Here is a 16,438-nt window from a genome sequence, read left to right on the forward strand (position 1 = left end):
CGGGTAGAGCGCAACAATATCGACATGTAAACGTTTCGGGCAACGGTAGCAACATGCCCCCGAGGGGGCATAACAAATCGTTGCACAACAAAAACGGGGTCCGATGCCGCCGCACTGGACCCCGTCCCAAACTCTTATAGAAAACGATCTGGAAGATTACTCCTCCGAACCGTCCTCCCCAGAAGTTTTCTTCTGCTGATCGAGCTTATGCTTACCACTTACGATAGACGTGGCACCCAGCGTGGCCAAGCTTGCACTGGCAAGGCTCGCCATCACAATCTGATCGCCCGTCTTGGGCATGTTGCCGCCCGAGGACTTGGTCGTTGTAGTCGTCGTGGTCGTGGTGGTCACCGTTTTGGAGTCATTTTGCTCCTGGACCTGGTTGTCGGTGCTGCCCTTACCGCTGTCCTCGCCCTGCTGCTTTCCGTCCTCGGTCTTGTCCTTGTTCTCGTCCTTCGCCTCAGATTCAGACTTCTTGCCATCGTCCTTCTCCTGAGCGGACTTGTCGCCCTTCTCATCAGAGCTAGAACCCTTATCGGACTCGGTCTTTTCCGTGGAAACCTGATCAGAGTTGTCCTTGTTCTGGGTCGAGCCGTTATTGACACCAGCCATCAGCGAGGAGCCCAGCGTAGAACCAAGCTGCACGGAGAAAGAAGGCTTCTTGTCCGGCGAAGCAACGGGAGCGTCCGGTGCCTTATTCGGGTTGTCCTTGGAAACATCGGAATCAGGGGTTGCGGCAGAGCCAGAGCCTTTGTTAGAGCCGGTGTCAGCGGACGAATCGCTCGAGCCGGTGGATGAGTTAGAGGTGTCAGCGTCGGTCGAACCAGAAGCGGCGCTGTCCGTATTGCCGGCAGAGCTTGAAGACGAATCGCCCGCAGCAGAGCCGTTCGAATCGGAGCCGTTCGAGGTAGAGCCGTCGTTGGTAGTGCCACCAGCAGAGCCATTACCGTCAGCATCGGTCGAGGGCGCATCCATCCTGTCATCATTGGCATCGTCACTCGAGTCGTCATTCGAATCAGGCGTCGGCGAGGGCGCCGGCGAGGGCTCGGGCTGCACGGGCGTCGCGGCGGCAGCCTCGTCCTCAGCGATATAAACCAAGCAGTCCTTCAGCTCATTCTTATAACGATTCTTCCAGCCCTCATGATACTGGGGCTGGCTCGAATACTTGGTCGCCACGTTATTGACCACGCTGTTGGAGAGCGCCGTCACAAACTCGCGGTCGGTCATACTGTTAGAAAGGTTTGCCCAGCGGAAGAAGTCCCTGCAACCACCGGTGCCGCACATGTTGGTGATACTCCACACCATGCCCTTAACGCAATCGGCGCGGCCCGAAACATCAATGCCCAAGCCACTCTTGAGCCACGCCTCGGTCACCGCATAGTACGAGTTGTACGCATAGGCATCTTGAAGTGCTGAGAACTCAACAGGATCGGTGTTGTACGCACCTTGGAAGGCATCTTGCGCGATATGGCCCAGCTCGGTGAGCTGGCCGTTCTCGTACATGGCATTGCTCGCGTTGGAGATCTCGCTGCCGCGATCAATCGCATCCTTGAGCATGCTGTATTTTTCGGGGTTGTAGTTGTAGGCCTGCTTCATAAACGGAATGAGCGACCATCGACGGTCGAACTGGTAATAGCCCAGCGCGTTATAGCCGTCGCCATACGAAAAGCCCTGGTTATAGTTGCCATGGCTCTCGTACTTGGTAAAGTACTTCATCTCGGTGGTCACGTTAACAAACGAAACGCCCTGGACCGACCTCAGCACGCCCGAGAAGGACTGCTGGGTATAGAGACCCTTATCGATATCGGTCGCATTCGAGGCAACGCCCGGCGTGGGCTCCTCGGCAGCGGCGGGTGCCGGCGCGGAAACGGCGCCAAACGAAAGCGCCAGCGTCAGGCCCGCGACAATAGCAGAATGCTTGGGCTGCATAAGATCCTCCCTGCATTGGTGTAGTTAAAGTGCAGTTTGCAAAGATAAGAGTAAGTATTGCAGCTCGCCCGTTGTTGCACAACAACCCCTCGGTAAACGGCAACAACCCTCCGCGAAATCCGCGAAATCTAAAGGAATTAAACAAACTGGTCGTCGGGCACCAGAAGAAGATCGCCGTAGCGTCCCATCAGCCCGTCTCTCAACTGACAGAAAGCGGGGATATAGACGTTCAGGATACGCTGAATCAAATCTTGAGCGAGCTTGTTGTCATAGATATGGACGTTCGTATTGCGGTCTCTGAGCATGTCTAGCCAGGCTGCCTCATCAATAAAGTCGTAGAATCGGTACGACTCCTTCAAGATGGCACGAGGAGACCCCGACGCGGCAAGCGTGGCGCCCTCATACTCGAGCAGACGCTTAAGGAGCTTCCAGCTCAGTTCAAATTGAAGATTGAACTTATTAATTAATCCACTCTGAACAAAATCATTGTTGAGATCCTGATTGGGCGCATCCTCAAGATTCGCCAAGGCGCTAACAAAGTTCTCATATTTTTTCATACAGAATCACACCATCCCTGGCAATCTCATCGAGCAATTGCTGCGATAGGGACTCGTCGAGATTGACGACATCTACATCTAAAAGAGTATCAAGATGTTCCTCGATCAAATATGAGAAACGGCCGAAATCCCGGCAACCTGCTACGGCGATGTCAATATCGCTCTTGGGCAAGTTGTCGCCTCGAGCACGAGAACCAAACAATACGACCTTCTCGGCGTCACATTCCCGAGCAAAAACTTCGATTTGCTTGTACACCTTGTCGAGAGATGCCATTTGCACCCCTACAGCTTAATGTCAAAGTTGATTTCGGGGACGGCGGCCAGGTCGGCCAACGTCACGCCGTCGACGTACTTTTCGATCACGTCGTCCAGGCCGCGCCAGAACTTGACGGTCGAGCACAAATCGCTGCGGGTGCAGCTGTTGTCGATGCCGTCGCACGCCACGGGCGCCGTGCTGCCCTCGACAGCGCGCAGGATGTCGCCAGCACGCACCTCGGCGGGGTCCTTGGCCATCATGTAGCCACCGCCTTTGCCGCGCACGCTCTTAAGCAGGCCCGCCTTCATAAGCGGACGAACCAGCTGCTCCAAATACTTTTGCGAGATATGTTCACGGTCGGCAACCTCGCGCAAAGCAATCTTGCCCTCGGCGTCACCCAGCGCCGCGATATAGATCATTAACCGGAGGGCATAGCGGCCCTTAGAAGAAATGAGCATACCTACCCTCCCGTTGATCCTGGGACAAAATCAGGCTTGTTTGTCCCAAATCCCATGCACGCGGGGCAAACAAACCTGATTATTATGTCCCACATCTAAAAAGTCGAGTGGATTAGTCGGGTTTTCCCTTGACTAACGCCGAACCCATAGTAACTTTATTCCGAGAAGATTCCTAGGGTTTAGTACACCTATGAGTACACCATATACAGAGAGGGACAGCATGAGCGCAAATCCGCTGCTTTCCATCGAAGGTCTGACCGCCTCCGTGGACGAGAAGACCATCCTCCACAACGTCAACCTTAACGTCGCCGCCGGCGAGACCCACGTGCTGATGGGGCCCAACGGCGCCGGCAAGTCCACCCTCGGCCACCTGGTCATGGGCGACCCCGTCTACACGGTCAACGACGGCCACATCGTCTTTGAAGGCGAGGACATCACCGAGCTCAGCACCGACAAGCGTTCGCGCGCCGGCCTGTTCCTGAGCTTCCAGGCCCCGGTCGAGATCCCTGGCGTGCCGCTGTCGAGCTTCCTGCGCGCCAGCATTGCCGGCCGCCCCGGCCTGGAGATGAAGGGCAAGGAGTTCCGCCGTCGCGTCAAGGAGCTCGCGGCCGAACTCAACATGGATACCGCCTATCTCAACCGCGAGCTGGGCGTGGGCTTCTCGGGCGGTGAGAAGAAGAAGGTCGAGATGCTCCAGCTCCTGCTGCTGCAGCCCAAGCTCGCCATCCTCGACGAGACCGACTCAGGTCTGGACGTCGACGCACTTTCCACCGTCAGCCACGGCATGGACGCCTACCGCAAGAGCTGCGACGGTTCCATGCTCATCATCACGCACAATACGCGCATCCTGGAACACCTGGATGTCGATCGCGTCCACGTTATGGTCAAGGGCCACATCGTGCGCGAGGACGATGCCTCGCTCATCCCCTGGATCGACAAGAACGGCTTTGAAACCTTCGAGCGCGAGGCAGCCGAGCAGCGCGCCCAGGCCGAGGCCGCCGCTGCCGAGCAGCAGGCGTAAAGGGGCGACGCAATGACCAAGAACCGCACCGAGGTCGCGGACATCGACCGCAGCCTCTACGACTTCACCTACGGCGAGGAGGGATTCGAGCGCCTCGACGCCGGCATCACGCCCGACATCGTGCGCGAGATCAGCGCCAAGAAGGACGAGCCGCAGTGGATGCTCGACCTGCGCCTCAAGTCCCTCGAGATCTTCAACCGCTTCCCGGATCCGACGTGGGGCCCCTCCATCGAGGGCCTGGACATGGACAACATCGTCACCTACGTCAAGCCCAACACCGACCAAAAGCACGACTGGGAGTCGGTGCCCGACGACATCAAGAACACCTTTGAGCGCCTGGGCATCCCCGAGGCCGAGCGCAGCTACCTGGCAGGCGTCGGCGCGCAGTACGACTCCGAGCTGGTCTACCACAACATGCAGGACACGGCGTCCAAGATGGGCATCGTGTACTCCGGCATCGAGGAGGCTCTGCACGACCCGCAGTGGGAGCCGCTCATCCACGAGAAGTTTATGACGCTCATCCCGCCCACCGACCACAAATTTGCGGCCCTGCACGGCGCCGTATGGTCGGGCGGCTCGTTTGTCTACGTGCCCAAGGGCACCAAGCTCGACTTCCCGCTGCAGAGCTACTTCCGCCTCAATGCCAAAGGTGCCGGCCAGTTTGAGCACACGCTCATCATTGTCGAGGACGATGCCGACCTGCACTTTATCGAGGGCTGCTCCGCGCCCAAGTACAACGTGGCCAACCTCCACGCCGGCGCCGTCGAGCTCTTTGTGGGCAAGCGTGCGCACCTGCGCTACTCGACCATCGAGAACTGGTCCAAGAACATGTACAACCTCAACACCAAGCGTGCGCGCGTGGACGAGGACGGCGACATCGAGTGGATCAGCGGCTCCTTCGGCAGCCACGTGGGCTACCTCTACCCCATGAGCGTGCTCAACGGCCGCCGCGCCCGGTCGAGCTTTACCGGCATCACCTTTGCCGGCGCCGGTCAGAACCTCGATACCGGCTGCAAGGTCGTGCTCAACGCGCCCGAGACCTCGGCAACCTTCGAGACCAAGGGCATCTCCAAGAGCGGCGGCATTCAGACCTTCCGCAGCTCTATCGTTGCCACACCCAAGGCCGAGGGCTCCAAGGCAACCGTGAGCTGCCAGTCGCTGATGCTCGACGACCAAAGCCGCTCCGACACTATTCCGGCCATGGACATCCGCGCCAAGAACGTCGACATCGGCCACGAGGCCACCATCGGCCGCATCGGCGACGATAAGGTGTTCTACCTGATGAGCCGCGGTATCTCGGAGGAAGAGGCCCGCACCATGATCGTCAACGGCTTTGCCAACCCGGTCTCCAAGGAGCTGCCGCTGGAGTACGCCGTCGAAATGAACAACCTGATCAAGCTTGAGATGGAAGGAGCGATCGGATAATGAAACAGACCACCAACACCGCTGCTACCACCCTTGAGCAGGTTAATGCGATGCCAGCTGCCACTTGGGGCTGGCTGAAGATGAATCAGACCAAGCTCGAGCTCTCTGACGAGCTTGCCGCCGCTCCCACCGAGGCCGTTGAGGTCGAGGGCTTGGACGAACAGTTTACCGGCGTGGCAGGCGCGTTCGACGCCGCCATGAACGCCATGGCCGAGCGCTTCCCCGAGCGCCGCGCCTCCGCCCCCGGTGATGCCGCCGACCGCGCCCGCATCACGCCCGAGACCGAGCTCGACGTGCCCGCCACCTCCATCTACCAGGCCGGCGCCATCAAGCTCGAGGAGGAACTCTCCCCCGCTGAGGCCTTCGAAACCGGCATGGGCGAGGCTGCCTACGCCTACTTGGCCGAGCACGCTACCAAGCGCATCGTCATCGATGTGCCCGCATACCAGCACGCCACGGTTACCGTACGTGTGAGCGGTGCCGATGCCGCCGCGGCCATCGCCGCCATCGACGTCGTCGCCCGTCCCCAGTCGACGCTCGATCTGCATATTGCCCTAGACTCCCCCGTTACCGGCGAGGGTGTCGTGGGCTCCGCGCTACGCGTGTGCGCCCACGAGTACGCCACCGCCAACGTGACCTGCACGCAGACGCTCGACGATAGCTGGATCGCGCTCGACGACACCGGCCTGTTCCTGGACGAGGGCGCGCGCGTCAACGTGCAGCACACCGTCCTGGGTGCCGGCGCCAGCGCCGCCGGCCTTGCCGGCGACCTGCTGGGCGATACCGCCAAGGTGACCATCGATACCGATTACCTGGGCGCCCGAGAGCAGGTGCGCGACTTTAACTACCAGCTGCGCCACCGCGGTCGCAAGACCGAGTGCGAGATCGACGCCAACGGCGTGCTGACTGGCACGTCCAAGAAGGTCTACCGCGGCACCATCGACCTCGTGCACGGCTGCAAGGGTGCAACCGGCACCGAGCGCGAAACGGTGCTTTTGGCCAACAAGGGCGTCGACAACAAGACCGTTCCCGTCATCCTGTGCGACGAGGACGACGTCGCCGGCAACCACGGCGCCACCATCGGTCACGTCCGCGACGAGCAGCTGTTCTATCTCGCCTGCCGCGGTCTTGACCAAAACGCCGCCGAGGACCTGTTCATCCGCGCCAAGCTGGAGGACGCCGCGCTTTCCGCCACCGACGAGCGCACCCGCGCCGCCGTCGTCCGCCTGGGCAACAACCTGATCGACAACTTTGAAGAGGAGCTCGCATGATCGACACCGAGCACGTTAAATGCGATACCTGCACTGCCCCCGAGCCCATGGAGCTCGACGCCAGCGACGAGGCTTCGCGCGGCTGGCCCACCGTGGACATCGAGACCAACCCCTACAAGGGCCAGTTCCCGCTGTTCCAGCAGCACCCCGAGATCGCCTTTCTCGATAGCGCCGCCACCGCGCAGCGCCCTGCCTGTGTGCTTGACGCCGAGCGCGACTTCTATCAGCGCATGAACGCCAACCCCCTGCGCGGCCTGTACTCGCTGTCCGTCGAGGCCACCGACGCCATCGCGAAGGTGCGCCAGCAGATCGCCGACGTCATCGGCGCCGCCCAGGCCAACGAGGTCGTCTTCACCCGCAACACGAGCGAGTCGCTCAACCTGGTCGCCAAGAGCTTTGCGCCCACAGTGCTCGAACCGGGTGACGAGGTCGTCATCACCATCATGGAGCACCACTCCAATCTGATTCCGTGGCAGCAGGTCTGCCGCGAGACCGGCGCCAAGCTCGTCTACCTCTACCCCACCAAGACCGGCCAGCTCACCACCGAGGAGGTTCTTGCCAAGGTGGGTCCCAAGACCAAGATCCTGGCCGTGGGACAGGTCTCCAACGTGCTGGGCGTCGAGAACCCGGTCAAGAACCTTGGCAAGCTCGTGCACAAGTACGGCGGCTACCTGGTCGTCGACGGCGCGCAGTCGCTGCCGCACATGCCGGTCGATGTGACCGACCTGGGCGCCGACTTCTTTGCCTTTAGCGCGCACAAGGCCATGGGCCCCATGGGCATCGGCGTGCTGTGGGGCAAGATGGACCTGCTCAACGCCATGCCACCCATGCTCACCGGCGGCGAGATGATCGATTCGGTCACCGAGCAAGACGCCGTATGGGCGCCCGTCCCCGAGAAATTCGAGGCCGGCACGCAGGACGCCGCCGGCATCTTCGCCACGGGTGCGGCACTCGACTACCTAGTCAACACCGTGGGCTATGACAACATCCAGGCCCGCGAACAGGCACTCGTCCACTATCTGATGGGCGAACTCATGCAGCTCGACTTTGTCCAGATCATCGGCTCCATCTATTGGGACAACCACCACGGCGTCGTAAGCTTTAACGTCAAGGGCATCCATCCGCACGACGTCGCGAGCATCATGGACATGGACGGCGTCTGCATCCGCGCCGGCCACCACTGCGCGCAGCCGCTGCTCACCTGGCTGGGCGTCGAGAACCTTGCCTGCTGCCGCGCCAGCGTGGCCTTCTACAACGACAAGGCCGATATCGACAAGTTCATCGCCGGCCTGCATCACGTTTGGAGCACGTTCAATGGGTAACCTCTACACCTCCACCACGTTTATGGAGCACAACTCGCATCCCGACTACAAGTACGAGATGGATGCCCCCACGCACGAACACGACGGCATCAACCCCAGTTGCGGCGACGAGCTCACCTTGCAGCTGCGTGTCGAGAACGGCGTGATCGAGGAGGCCTCCTTTACCGGTCATGGCTGCGCCATCAGCCAGGCCAGCGCCGATATCATGGCCGACCTCATCACCGGCGAGACGGTCGAGGAAGCACGTCGCTTGGCAGGGCTCTTCCTCGCCATGATCCGCGGCGAGCAGCTCTCCGAGGAGGACCTGGAAGACCTAGACGAAGCCGCCCAGCTCCAGGACATCTCGCACATGCCCGCCCGCGTCAAATGCGCCGAGCTCGCCTGGCGCACCCTCGACGGCATGCTCACGGGACAAAATAATCAGTAGTATTTGTCCCAAATCTTAAGAATTTTGTTGGCCGAATCGCTTGACAAGAGCGGTTCGGCCATTTTCTATTTCGAGCCCTCAGCCTGAGCCTTCACCCGCGCATAAGCGCGCACGATACGAGAGACGGTACTCTTACTGATTCCCGTATACCGTTCGATCTCGCGCACCGTGTAGCCGCCATCGTGCAGGGCGAAAATGATTCTGTCTCGCCGCGAGGGCGCAACGGTCTTGAGTTCGTTGAGCGGCACGCCCAGGCTCTTCGCCAACTTGCCGGCAAAGGCGTGGCGTTCCCACTCCGTCTCTTTCATATCGCCCAGCGCTGGCTCGCCGCCGTCGTGCGTCGAAAGCGAATAGGCAATAAAGCCCTCGGCAGAACCAAAGAGCTCAAGCACGCAAGAAGGATCAGAAAATCCCCTCGCGACATCGGCCGCGTCACCGTCGTAAGCGCGCAAATGCTCCGCAAAGCTGCTCCAGGGATAACGCTCGATTAGGCCAACGCCCGCCTCCTGTGGATCGGCGTGTACGGAGCGAATAGCCTCCATCACCTGCCAGTCGGTATCGAGCGAGCGCCGGTCAAAACGGTTCTGGAACAGATGACCTGTGCGCCCCGTGCGTTTATTGAACCGCCGCGCGTACGTCAAAAGCAGCCGGTGCATCGCCGCGCTCATCGCGTCCTCGTAATCTGCAAGCACAAGATGCACGTGATTGCCCATAAGGCACCAGGCGATAACCGTCACGCCCGCCTCGCGGCAGCAGTCGCGCATCAGTTCCAAAAACTCCCACCGGTCTTCGTCGCCCTCAAAGATGAGCTGCTTGCCCGTACCGCGGGCACAGACATGGTAAAAGCCGGTAACCGTTCTCCAAACGCGCTGCATGGCGCTCCCTTCGCCGGGATCTGCTTGCCATCCAATACAGCACGATTGAAGCGTGCCATCAAAACATCCACGCAAAACAATAGACTCGCGCGGCCAAAGGCAGTAAATAGGCGGCGAACGGCACCGTTGCAACAGGTCAGCCCCTGCAACGCTTACAAGAGCTGACCAAAAGCTTGCCCAAGACGAACCCCCTCTACTGAAGTTCGCGACCACAGAACATAGAGTTAAACCGTTTCAATTAAAACTTCCGGACTTCTCGCTACGAAAACTGAGCCGTTCGCCGAATATTCCGTGCATTTCGCGGTATTATAGGGGCTGCATGTCATGTCCCTTTCGAAGGGTCGCCCGGCAATCGCCAGCCACGACCCCCAGACGGGACGCCAACACGATAGAGAGGAGAGGCATGCAGTACTCACAGGAAGTGGAGAACATGTGCCCCGTTGCCAAGGGTGCATACCACGGCCCCGCACCCATCCCCGAGGAGGGCAAGTGGGTCCAGGCTAAGGAGATTTCCGACATCTCCGGTCTTACGCACGGTGTGGGTTGGTGCGCACCTCAGCAGGGCGCCTGCAAGCTCACGCTGAACGTCAAGGACGGCATCATCGAGGAGGCCCTCGTTGAGACCATCGGCTGCTCGGGCATGACCCACTCTGCCGCCATGGCTTCCGAGATCCTTCCCGGTAAGACCATCCTCGAGGCCCTCAACACCGACCTCGTCTGCGACGCCATCAACGTTGCTATGCGCGAGATCTTCCTGCAGATCGTTTACGGCCGCAGCCAGACCGCGTTCTCCGAGGGCGGCCTGCCCGTGGGCGCCTCCCTCGACGACCTCGGCAAGGGCCTTCGCTCTCAGGTCGGCACCATGTTCGGCACCAAGGCCAAGGGCGCTCGTTACCTCGAGCTCGCTCAGGGCTACGTCACCCGCATGGCTCTCAACGACAAGAACGAGATCATCGCATTCGAGTTCCTGAACCTCGGCAAGTTCACCGACGCCGTCAAGGCCGGCAAGACCCCCGAGGAGGCCATCGCTGGCGCTATGGGCCACTATGGTCAGTGGGAGAACGCTGCCAAGTACATCGACCCGCGCACCGACGAGGAGACTCACTCCGTCGCCAGCGTGTTCCCGGTTCACGAGTAGAAAGGGAGGGAAATAACTATGACTGTTACGTTCGAAGGTTACGAGCGCCGCGCTGACAAGATCAACAAGTGCCTCGCCGACAACGGCATCGCCTCCCTCGAGGAAGCTCTGCAAATCTGCACCGACAAGGGCTTCAACCCGCGTGAGATCGTCAACAACACCCAGTCCATCGCCTTCCAGAACGCCGAGTGGGCCTACACCCTCGGTTGCGCTCTCGCTGTCAAGCGTGGCGCCAAGTCCGCTTCTGAGGCTGCCGCCATCATCGGCGAGGGCATCCAGGCCTTCACCGTTCCCGGCTCCGTCGCCGAGGACCGCAAGGTCGGTCTGGGCCACGGCAACCTGGGCGCTATGCTGCTCTCCGACGACACCGAGTGCTTCGCCTTCCTGGCCGGCCACGAGTCCTTCGCTGCCGCCGAGGGCGCTATCGGCCTGGCTCTGAACGCCAACAAGGCTCGCAAGAAACCGCTGCGCGTTATCCTCAATGGTCTGGGCAAGGACGCCGCCCAGATCATCGCCCGCATCAACGGCTTCACCTATGTGAAGACCCAGTTCGACTACTACACGGGCGAGCTCAAGGTCGTCGAGACCATCCCCTACTCCGATGGTCCCCGTGCTGCCGTTAACTGCTACGGCTCCGACGACGTCCGCGAGGGCGTTGCCATCATGTGGCACGAGAACGTCGACATCTCGATCACCGGTAACTCCACCAACCCCACGCGCTTCCAGCACCCCGTCGCTGGCACCTACAAGAAGGAGCGCATCGAGGCTGGCAAGAAGTACTTCTCCGTCGCTTCTGGTGGCGGCACTGGCCGTACCCTGCACCCGGACAACATGGGCGCCGGCCCTGCCTCTTACGGCATGACCGACACCATGGGCCGTATGCACTCCGACGCCCAGTTCGCCGGTTCTTCCTCCGTGCCTGCGCACGTTGACATGATGGGTCTCATCGGCATGGGCAACAACCCCATGGTCGGTGCCACCGTCGCCTGCGCTGTCGCCGTCGAGGAGGCCCTCAAGGCCTAATCGCGTCCGCGCGATGCTCATATAGTTGAGCTTTGGAGCCGCTATCTTTCGAGGTGGCGGCTCTTTTTTTACACTGACGCAGGGTAGCTAATGCCGATATGTCAGTTGCGGCGAAATACGAGATGTGATGAGATGGAGCGTCAGAGCGTCCATGACGCCCACCTGCCATATGTGCCCTTTACCGATTTGCCGAGTCTTTGCGACCCCATTGCCGATCACCCGTGCGACAATGCGCCGGACGAGAAAGGAATCCGATGGAATCGACTGATGTACTGGTAATTGGATCTGGCATTGCGGGCCTTTGCGCCACCATCGAAGCGGCACGCACGGGTGCAACCGTCACTGTGGCAAGCGCCGGCAAGACTATGAGTGGATCGAGCTTCTTCCCCGGAACCTGGGGCCTCGGCCTTATTGGCCCCGTCGACGAAGACGATGAGCAGGACCTCATCGACACCATTCAGACCGTTGGTGGCGGCGTCGCCGACCCTACGCTCGTCCAGACGTTTGTCCACGGCATTCCTCAGGCAATCCAATGGCTCGAGCAGGATCTGGGTGTTGAACTCCAGCGTCCGCAAAGCGCTGAGAGCGCTCAGCAAAAGCAGTTTATCCCCTGCTTTGACCACAAGACGCGCATGTGGCGCGGCCTAACCCGCAAGCCCCTTGAGGACGCTCTGACGACCCGGATCGAGTCGCTCGGCATTCGCCTGCTCCCCCGCCACGAGCTTATAGACCTTGTTGAGGATACAACCGGGAAGATTGCCGGCGCCGTACTCTACGACCGCGCAAGCGAGCATCTCGTGCCCATGGCAGCTAAGGCCACTATCATTGCTGCGGGCGGCACCGGCGGCCTATTCGAGCGCAGCCTCACTTCCGCCGACGTACTCAGCTCATCACAGGGAATCGCGCTGGCGCACGGTGCGTCCCTTTCTAATATAGAGTTCATGCAGATGATGACCGGCTTCATCGAGCCTAAGCGAAACCTTGTCTTTAACGAAAAGACCTGGCGTTACGTACATGTAGACCAGCCGGTCGATATCGCCGACGACATGCTGGACGATCTGCTTGAGCAACGCTCCGGATATGGTCCCTTCACTTCGCGCCTAGCTTCCCGCGCCATCGATCTTGCCATCGATCAAGCAGGCGCCGAAGGCCTGGCGCTCCACTACGACTTCCCCCGCGAGGACGTCCCCGAGTTTGTGCAGACCTTTGCCACCTGGCTGCAAGACGAGCACGGCATCGCACCGACCGACGAGATGCGTGTGGCGATGTATGCCCACGCTGCCAATGGCGGCATCAAAATAGACAAGACTGCGTACACGGGCGTTGAAGGCCTGTATGCCTGCGGCGAGGCGACAGGCGGCATGCACGGCGCCGATCGCATCGGAGGCCTGTCGAGCGCCAACGGCATCGTATTTGGGCGCATCGCGGGCGCATCGGCAGCCCAGGCAGCACAGAATGCACCTGAGGCAGCCCTGAAGGCGGATATCGCCCTCCCCCAGTACGGCATTGCCACAACAGATGCCGAACGCCTGACACGCAGCCTTAAGCATACGATGAGTACCTATTGCATGATCAACCGCACCGAGACGGGCCTCTACACAGCGCTGCAGGAGATTGAGAGCCTGAAGGCGGAAGCAACGACTCTGAGAATGCGAAACGCTCATGACAGCCAAGTCGCAGCCCTTGCCCGCTTGGAATCGCAGATTCAGCTAGCACAGGAAATGGTCAAAGCCATGCGCAACCGAACCGAAAGTCTCGGTTCCCATTATCGAGCAGACTAAACTGAACACCTATCTAAAGCAGAACACAACTAATCGATATCTATGGCCCCCGTGAACTCGAAGTGGCACGGGGCCCATACGTGTCCGCACGGCAGCGTATCCTTACTCCGAATACAGAGCGGGCAAAGCCCGCATAGACAATAGATCAGCGAGGGGGAGATATGGACAGTAGAGATATCGAGAAGTGGCGTGTCAAACTTGACAGCTACGCCCATGTAGAAGACGGCGTTGAGTATTGGCTCGCACGCGATTTAATGGAGCCCCTCGGATACACCCAATGGCGTAATTTTGAGACTGCGGTTAAGAGATCCATGGCATCGTGTGACACCAATAAAATGCCTGTTGCCGCCCATTTTGCTGAGGCCAGCAAAATGGTAGATGCCGGCATCGCCAAACGAGCCGTAAAAGACTACAAGCTGACACGCTACGCATGCTATTTAATCGCCCAAAACGGAGACCCAAACAAGCCCGAAATCGCGCTCGCCCAGGCATATTTTGCCGTGCAGACGCGCCGCCAAGAGCTCATAGAGCAGCGCTTCGCAGAGATTCAGCGTTTGCAGGCGCGCCACTCGCTATCCGATTCAGAGAAACAGCTCTCGGGTATTGCGTTCAAACGCGGCGTGGACTCCAAAGGATTCGCGATCATCAAGTCGAAGGGCGATGAAGCATTATTCGGCGGCAGAAGCACGGCGGAAATGAAGCAGCAGCTCGGCGTACCCAAGAGCGCGGCATTGGCGGACAGGTTAGCCGATGTCCTCATCAAAGCAAAGGACCTTACGAACTCGATGACGGCCTTCAACGCCGAGGAACACGACCTGTACGGTCTGGACCAGATCAAGCAAGAGCACGTCGAGAACAACACAAGCGTGCGTGGCAGCCTCATCGACCGCGGAATTGTCCCCGAAAATCTACCACCTGCCGAGGACACAAAGAAGCTCGAGCGTCGCGTGAAGGCAGACGAGAAGAAACTCAAGGAGGGTACAGACGGCTTTACCGATCCACAGGGTAGACTCGATTTGTAAATATTCCGGGTTACTTTGGTGGGCCGTCAGGGGGGTCAGCCTGCTGCGCAGGCGTCCGCTGCGGCGCTTCGCGCCTTGCGCGCTGCGCTGGCAAACGATTACGCGTTTTCTCAGCTCCGCACCCCGACGGGTTCGACCCCATGAAAGGTCAACAAAAAAGACGGCCAACTTTCGCTGACCGTCTTAACATGCTTTGGTGGGCCGTCAGGGGGTCGAACCCTGGACCTTGGGATTAAGAGTCCCCTGCTCTACCAACTGAGCTAACGACCCAAAGCTAAAGTCCGTTGTGGCGGACTTTAGAAGAGATATCGTGTGGTGGGCCGTCAGGGGGTCGAACCCTGGACCTTGGGATTAAGAGTCCCCTGCTCTACCAACTGAGCTAACGACCCGATATCAACACGAAGCAAGAACTGGGGTGGGTAAAGGGACTCGAACCCTCGACCTACGGGACCACAACCCGTCGCTCTAGCCAACTGAGCTACACCCACCGTGTCCTGTGCGCTTCGCGCTCGACTATTATTGCAAGGAACGCCACACGATGCAAGCCCCAATTTTCAAGAATTTTGAAAAGAGTTTTTCGAGCCTGTTTCGAGCAAATCCCACCGGTTCCATAGGAGTAAACTTGCCCCACTGCAAATCCTCGAAAGGACCGGCATGAAAGAACTCTCCAACCGCACGGCAGCATTTACCGATTCCGTCATCCGTCGCATGACGCGCATCTCCAATAAGTACGGCGCCGTCAATCTCTCACAGGGCTTCCCCGACTTCGATCCCCCGGCGCAGCTGCTCGAGAGCCTCAGCACCATCGCCACCGACCCCAAGCCGCTTTACCACCAGTACTCCATCACCTGGGGCTCCCAGGCCATGCGTGAGGCGCTTGCCGCCAAGCAGGAGCATTTTATGGGCATGCCGGTTGACCCCAACCAGAACATCGTAGTCACCTGCGGCTCCACCGAGGCCATGATGGCCGCCATGATGACAGTCACGAACCCCGGCGACAAGGTCGTAATCTTCTCGCCATTCTACGAGAACTACGGCGCTGACACCATTCTCTCGGGGGCTGAGCCCATCTATGTGCCGCTCAACCCGCCCACCTTTGACTTCGACCGTGAAGTCCTCGAGGCGGCCTTCCGCGACAACGATCCCAAAGCAATCGTCCTGTGCAACCCGTCCAACCCCTGCGGCAAGGTCTTTACCCGCGAGGAGCTCACCTTTATCGCCGACCTCTGCAAAAAGTACGACGCCTACTGCATCACCGACGAAGTCTACGAGCACATCGTCTACGCGCCCCACGAGCACGTGTACATGGCCACGCTGCCCGGCATGTTTGAGCGCACCATCAGCTGCAGCTCACTGTCTAAGACCTACTCCATCACCGGCTGGCGTCTGGGCTACACCATTGCCCCAGCCCAGATCACCGAGCGCATCAAGAAGGTCCACGACTTCCTCACCGTGGGTGCCGCCGCTCCCCTGCAGGAAGCCGTCGTCACCGCCCTCAACTTCGACGACAGCTATTACGATGAGGTCCTTGATCTCTATACCGCCAAGCGCGACCTGTTCTGCCAGGGACTCGATAGCATCGGTCTTGAGCATAACGTGCCGCAGGGCGCCTACTACGTCATGATGGACATCTCTGAGTTTGGCTATGACAGCGACCTCGAATTCTGCGAGGACCTCGCGTCTAAGGTGGGTGTGGGCGCCGTGCCCGGCTCGAGCTTCTTCCGCGAGCCCGTCAACCATCTGATTCGTTTCCACTTTGCCAAGCGAGACGAGACGCTTAACGCGGCACTGGAGAACCTCAAGTCGCTACGTGATAAAATCAAGCCGCGCGGGTAAGAACGGCCCGGCAACTAAAGTAACTAAAGAAGCCCCGCACCGCCCGTGAACTGCCTCCCATTTCTTGGACACAAGAATGGGAGGCTTTTTTATGGCT

At 59.7% G+C, this 16,438-nt stretch carries 15 protein-coding genes and 3 tRNA genes; 10 read left to right on the forward strand and 8 right to left on the reverse strand.

Annotated elements, in window-relative coordinates:
• Window positions 1–156: 156 nt before the first annotated feature.
• The 4 genes from DW195_RS07295 to DW195_RS07310 all read right to left on the reverse strand — a co-directional run bounded on the left by DW195_RS07295 (window position 157) and on the right by DW195_RS07310 (window position 3,200).
• Window positions 157–1,929 (reverse strand): hypothetical protein, encoded by a 1,773-nt coding sequence (locus DW195_RS07295; RefSeq protein WP_117638110.1) that lies wholly within the window; start codon window positions 1,927–1,929, stop codon window positions 157–159.
• Between the two features lie 137 nt (window positions 1,930–2,066).
• The gene (locus DW195_RS07300) at window positions 2,067–2,486 is read right to left on the reverse strand and encodes an HI0074 family nucleotidyltransferase substrate-binding subunit (RefSeq protein WP_117638111.1); all 420 of its coding nucleotides are present in this window, start codon (window positions 2,484–2,486) and stop codon (window positions 2,067–2,069) included.
• A complete protein-coding gene (locus tag DW195_RS07305) occupies window positions 2,473–2,760 on the reverse strand; it encodes a nucleotidyltransferase family protein (protein ID WP_006235563.1) in 288 nt (95 codons plus the stop codon). Before DW195_RS07305 ends, DW195_RS07300 begins: the two co-directional genes overlap by 14 nt.
• Before the next feature lie 8 nt (window positions 2,761–2,768).
• On the reverse strand, window positions 2,769–3,200 hold the full coding sequence (locus DW195_RS07310) for an Rrf2 family transcriptional regulator (RefSeq protein WP_055310594.1): 432 nt from the start codon (window positions 3,198–3,200) through the stop codon (window positions 2,769–2,771).
• A 220-nt stretch (window positions 3,201–3,420) separates the two neighbouring features.
• On the opposite strand from DW195_RS07310, the gene sufC reads away from it, so the two are divergent.
• From sufC to sufU, 5 genes are read left to right on the forward strand one after another with little or no spacing between them, the layout of a single operon-like run.
• On the forward strand, window positions 3,421–4,221 hold the full coding sequence (gene sufC, locus DW195_RS07315; protein WP_118206329.1) for a Fe-S cluster assembly ATPase SufC: 801 nt from the start codon (window positions 3,421–3,423) through the stop codon (window positions 4,219–4,221).
• Between the two features lie 12 nt (window positions 4,222–4,233).
• Window positions 4,234–5,646 carry a Fe-S cluster assembly protein SufB gene (sufB, locus tag DW195_RS07320; protein WP_118206330.1) on the forward strand — a complete coding sequence of 471 codons (1,413 nt, stop codon included), beginning with the start codon at window positions 4,234–4,236 and terminating at the stop codon, window positions 5,644–5,646.
• Window positions 5,646–6,917 carry a SufD family Fe-S cluster assembly protein gene (locus DW195_RS07325; protein WP_118206331.1) on the forward strand — a complete coding sequence of 424 codons (1,272 nt, stop codon included), beginning with the start codon at window positions 5,646–5,648 and terminating at the stop codon, window positions 6,915–6,917. Before sufB ends, DW195_RS07325 begins: the two co-directional genes overlap by 1 nt.
• On the forward strand, window positions 6,914–8,239 hold the full coding sequence (locus tag DW195_RS07330; protein ID WP_199576340.1) for an aminotransferase class V-fold PLP-dependent enzyme: 1,326 nt from the start codon (window positions 6,914–6,916) through the stop codon (window positions 8,237–8,239). The genes DW195_RS07325 and DW195_RS07330 overlap by 4 nt, the downstream gene beginning before the upstream one ends.
• Entirely contained in the window at window positions 8,232–8,666 is a 435-nt protein-coding gene (gene sufU, locus DW195_RS07335; protein ID WP_117821356.1) for a Fe-S cluster assembly sulfur transfer protein SufU, read from the forward strand. The genes DW195_RS07330 and sufU overlap by 8 nt, the downstream gene beginning before the upstream one ends.
• A 65-nt stretch (window positions 8,667–8,731) precedes the next feature.
• Here the strand turns inward: sufU and DW195_RS07340 are convergent, their stop codons facing one another.
• A complete protein-coding gene (locus DW195_RS07340; RefSeq protein ID WP_118206332.1) occupies window positions 8,732–9,541 on the reverse strand; it encodes a transposase in 810 nt (269 codons plus the stop codon).
• A 403-nt stretch (window positions 9,542–9,944) separates the two neighbouring features.
• Between DW195_RS07340 and DW195_RS07345 the strand changes: the two genes are divergently transcribed.
• The 4 genes from DW195_RS07345 to dinD all read left to right on the forward strand — a co-directional run bounded on the left by DW195_RS07345 (window position 9,945) and on the right by dinD (window position 14,505).
• Window positions 9,945–10,679 carry an iron-sulfur cluster assembly scaffold protein gene (locus DW195_RS07345; RefSeq protein ID WP_006235554.1) on the forward strand — a complete coding sequence of 245 codons (735 nt, stop codon included), beginning with the start codon at window positions 9,945–9,947 and terminating at the stop codon, window positions 10,677–10,679.
• An 18-nt stretch (window positions 10,680–10,697) separates the two neighbouring features.
• The gene (locus tag DW195_RS07350) at window positions 10,698–11,702 is read left to right on the forward strand and encodes a GGGtGRT protein (RefSeq protein ID WP_117640944.1); all 1,005 of its coding nucleotides are present in this window, start codon (window positions 10,698–10,700) and stop codon (window positions 11,700–11,702) included.
• Window positions 11,703–11,956: 254 nt separating this feature from the next.
• Window positions 11,957–13,483 (forward strand): FAD-binding protein, encoded by a 1,527-nt coding sequence (locus DW195_RS07355; protein ID WP_118206333.1) that lies wholly within the window; start codon window positions 11,957–11,959, stop codon window positions 13,481–13,483.
• Window positions 13,484–13,644: 161 nt separating this feature from the next.
• On the forward strand, window positions 13,645–14,505 hold the full coding sequence (dinD, locus tag DW195_RS07360) for a DNA damage-inducible protein D (RefSeq protein ID WP_117778426.1): 861 nt from the start codon (window positions 13,645–13,647) through the stop codon (window positions 14,503–14,505).
• Between the two features lie 194 nt (window positions 14,506–14,699).
• Here dinD and DW195_RS07365 read toward each other — a convergent pair.
• The 3 genes from DW195_RS07365 to DW195_RS07375 form a co-directional block, all read right to left on the reverse strand.
• Window positions 14,700–14,775 (reverse strand) — tRNA-Lys (locus DW195_RS07365).
• Between the two features lie 43 nt (window positions 14,776–14,818).
• Window positions 14,819–14,894 (reverse strand) — tRNA-Lys (locus DW195_RS07370).
• A 22-nt stretch (window positions 14,895–14,916) separates the two neighbouring features.
• Window positions 14,917–14,993: transfer RNA gene (locus DW195_RS07375), tRNA-His, on the reverse strand.
• Between the two features lie 166 nt (window positions 14,994–15,159).
• Between DW195_RS07375 and DW195_RS07380 the strand changes: the two genes are divergently transcribed.
• The gene (locus DW195_RS07380) at window positions 15,160–16,341 is read left to right on the forward strand and encodes a pyridoxal phosphate-dependent aminotransferase (protein WP_118206334.1); all 1,182 of its coding nucleotides are present in this window, start codon (window positions 15,160–15,162) and stop codon (window positions 16,339–16,341) included.
• The last annotated feature ends 97 nt before the right edge of the window (window positions 16,342–16,438 follow it).

This window comes from Collinsella sp. AM17-1 (assembly GCF_003470665.1).
GTDB lineage: Bacteria > Actinomycetota > Coriobacteriia > Coriobacteriales > Coriobacteriaceae > Collinsella.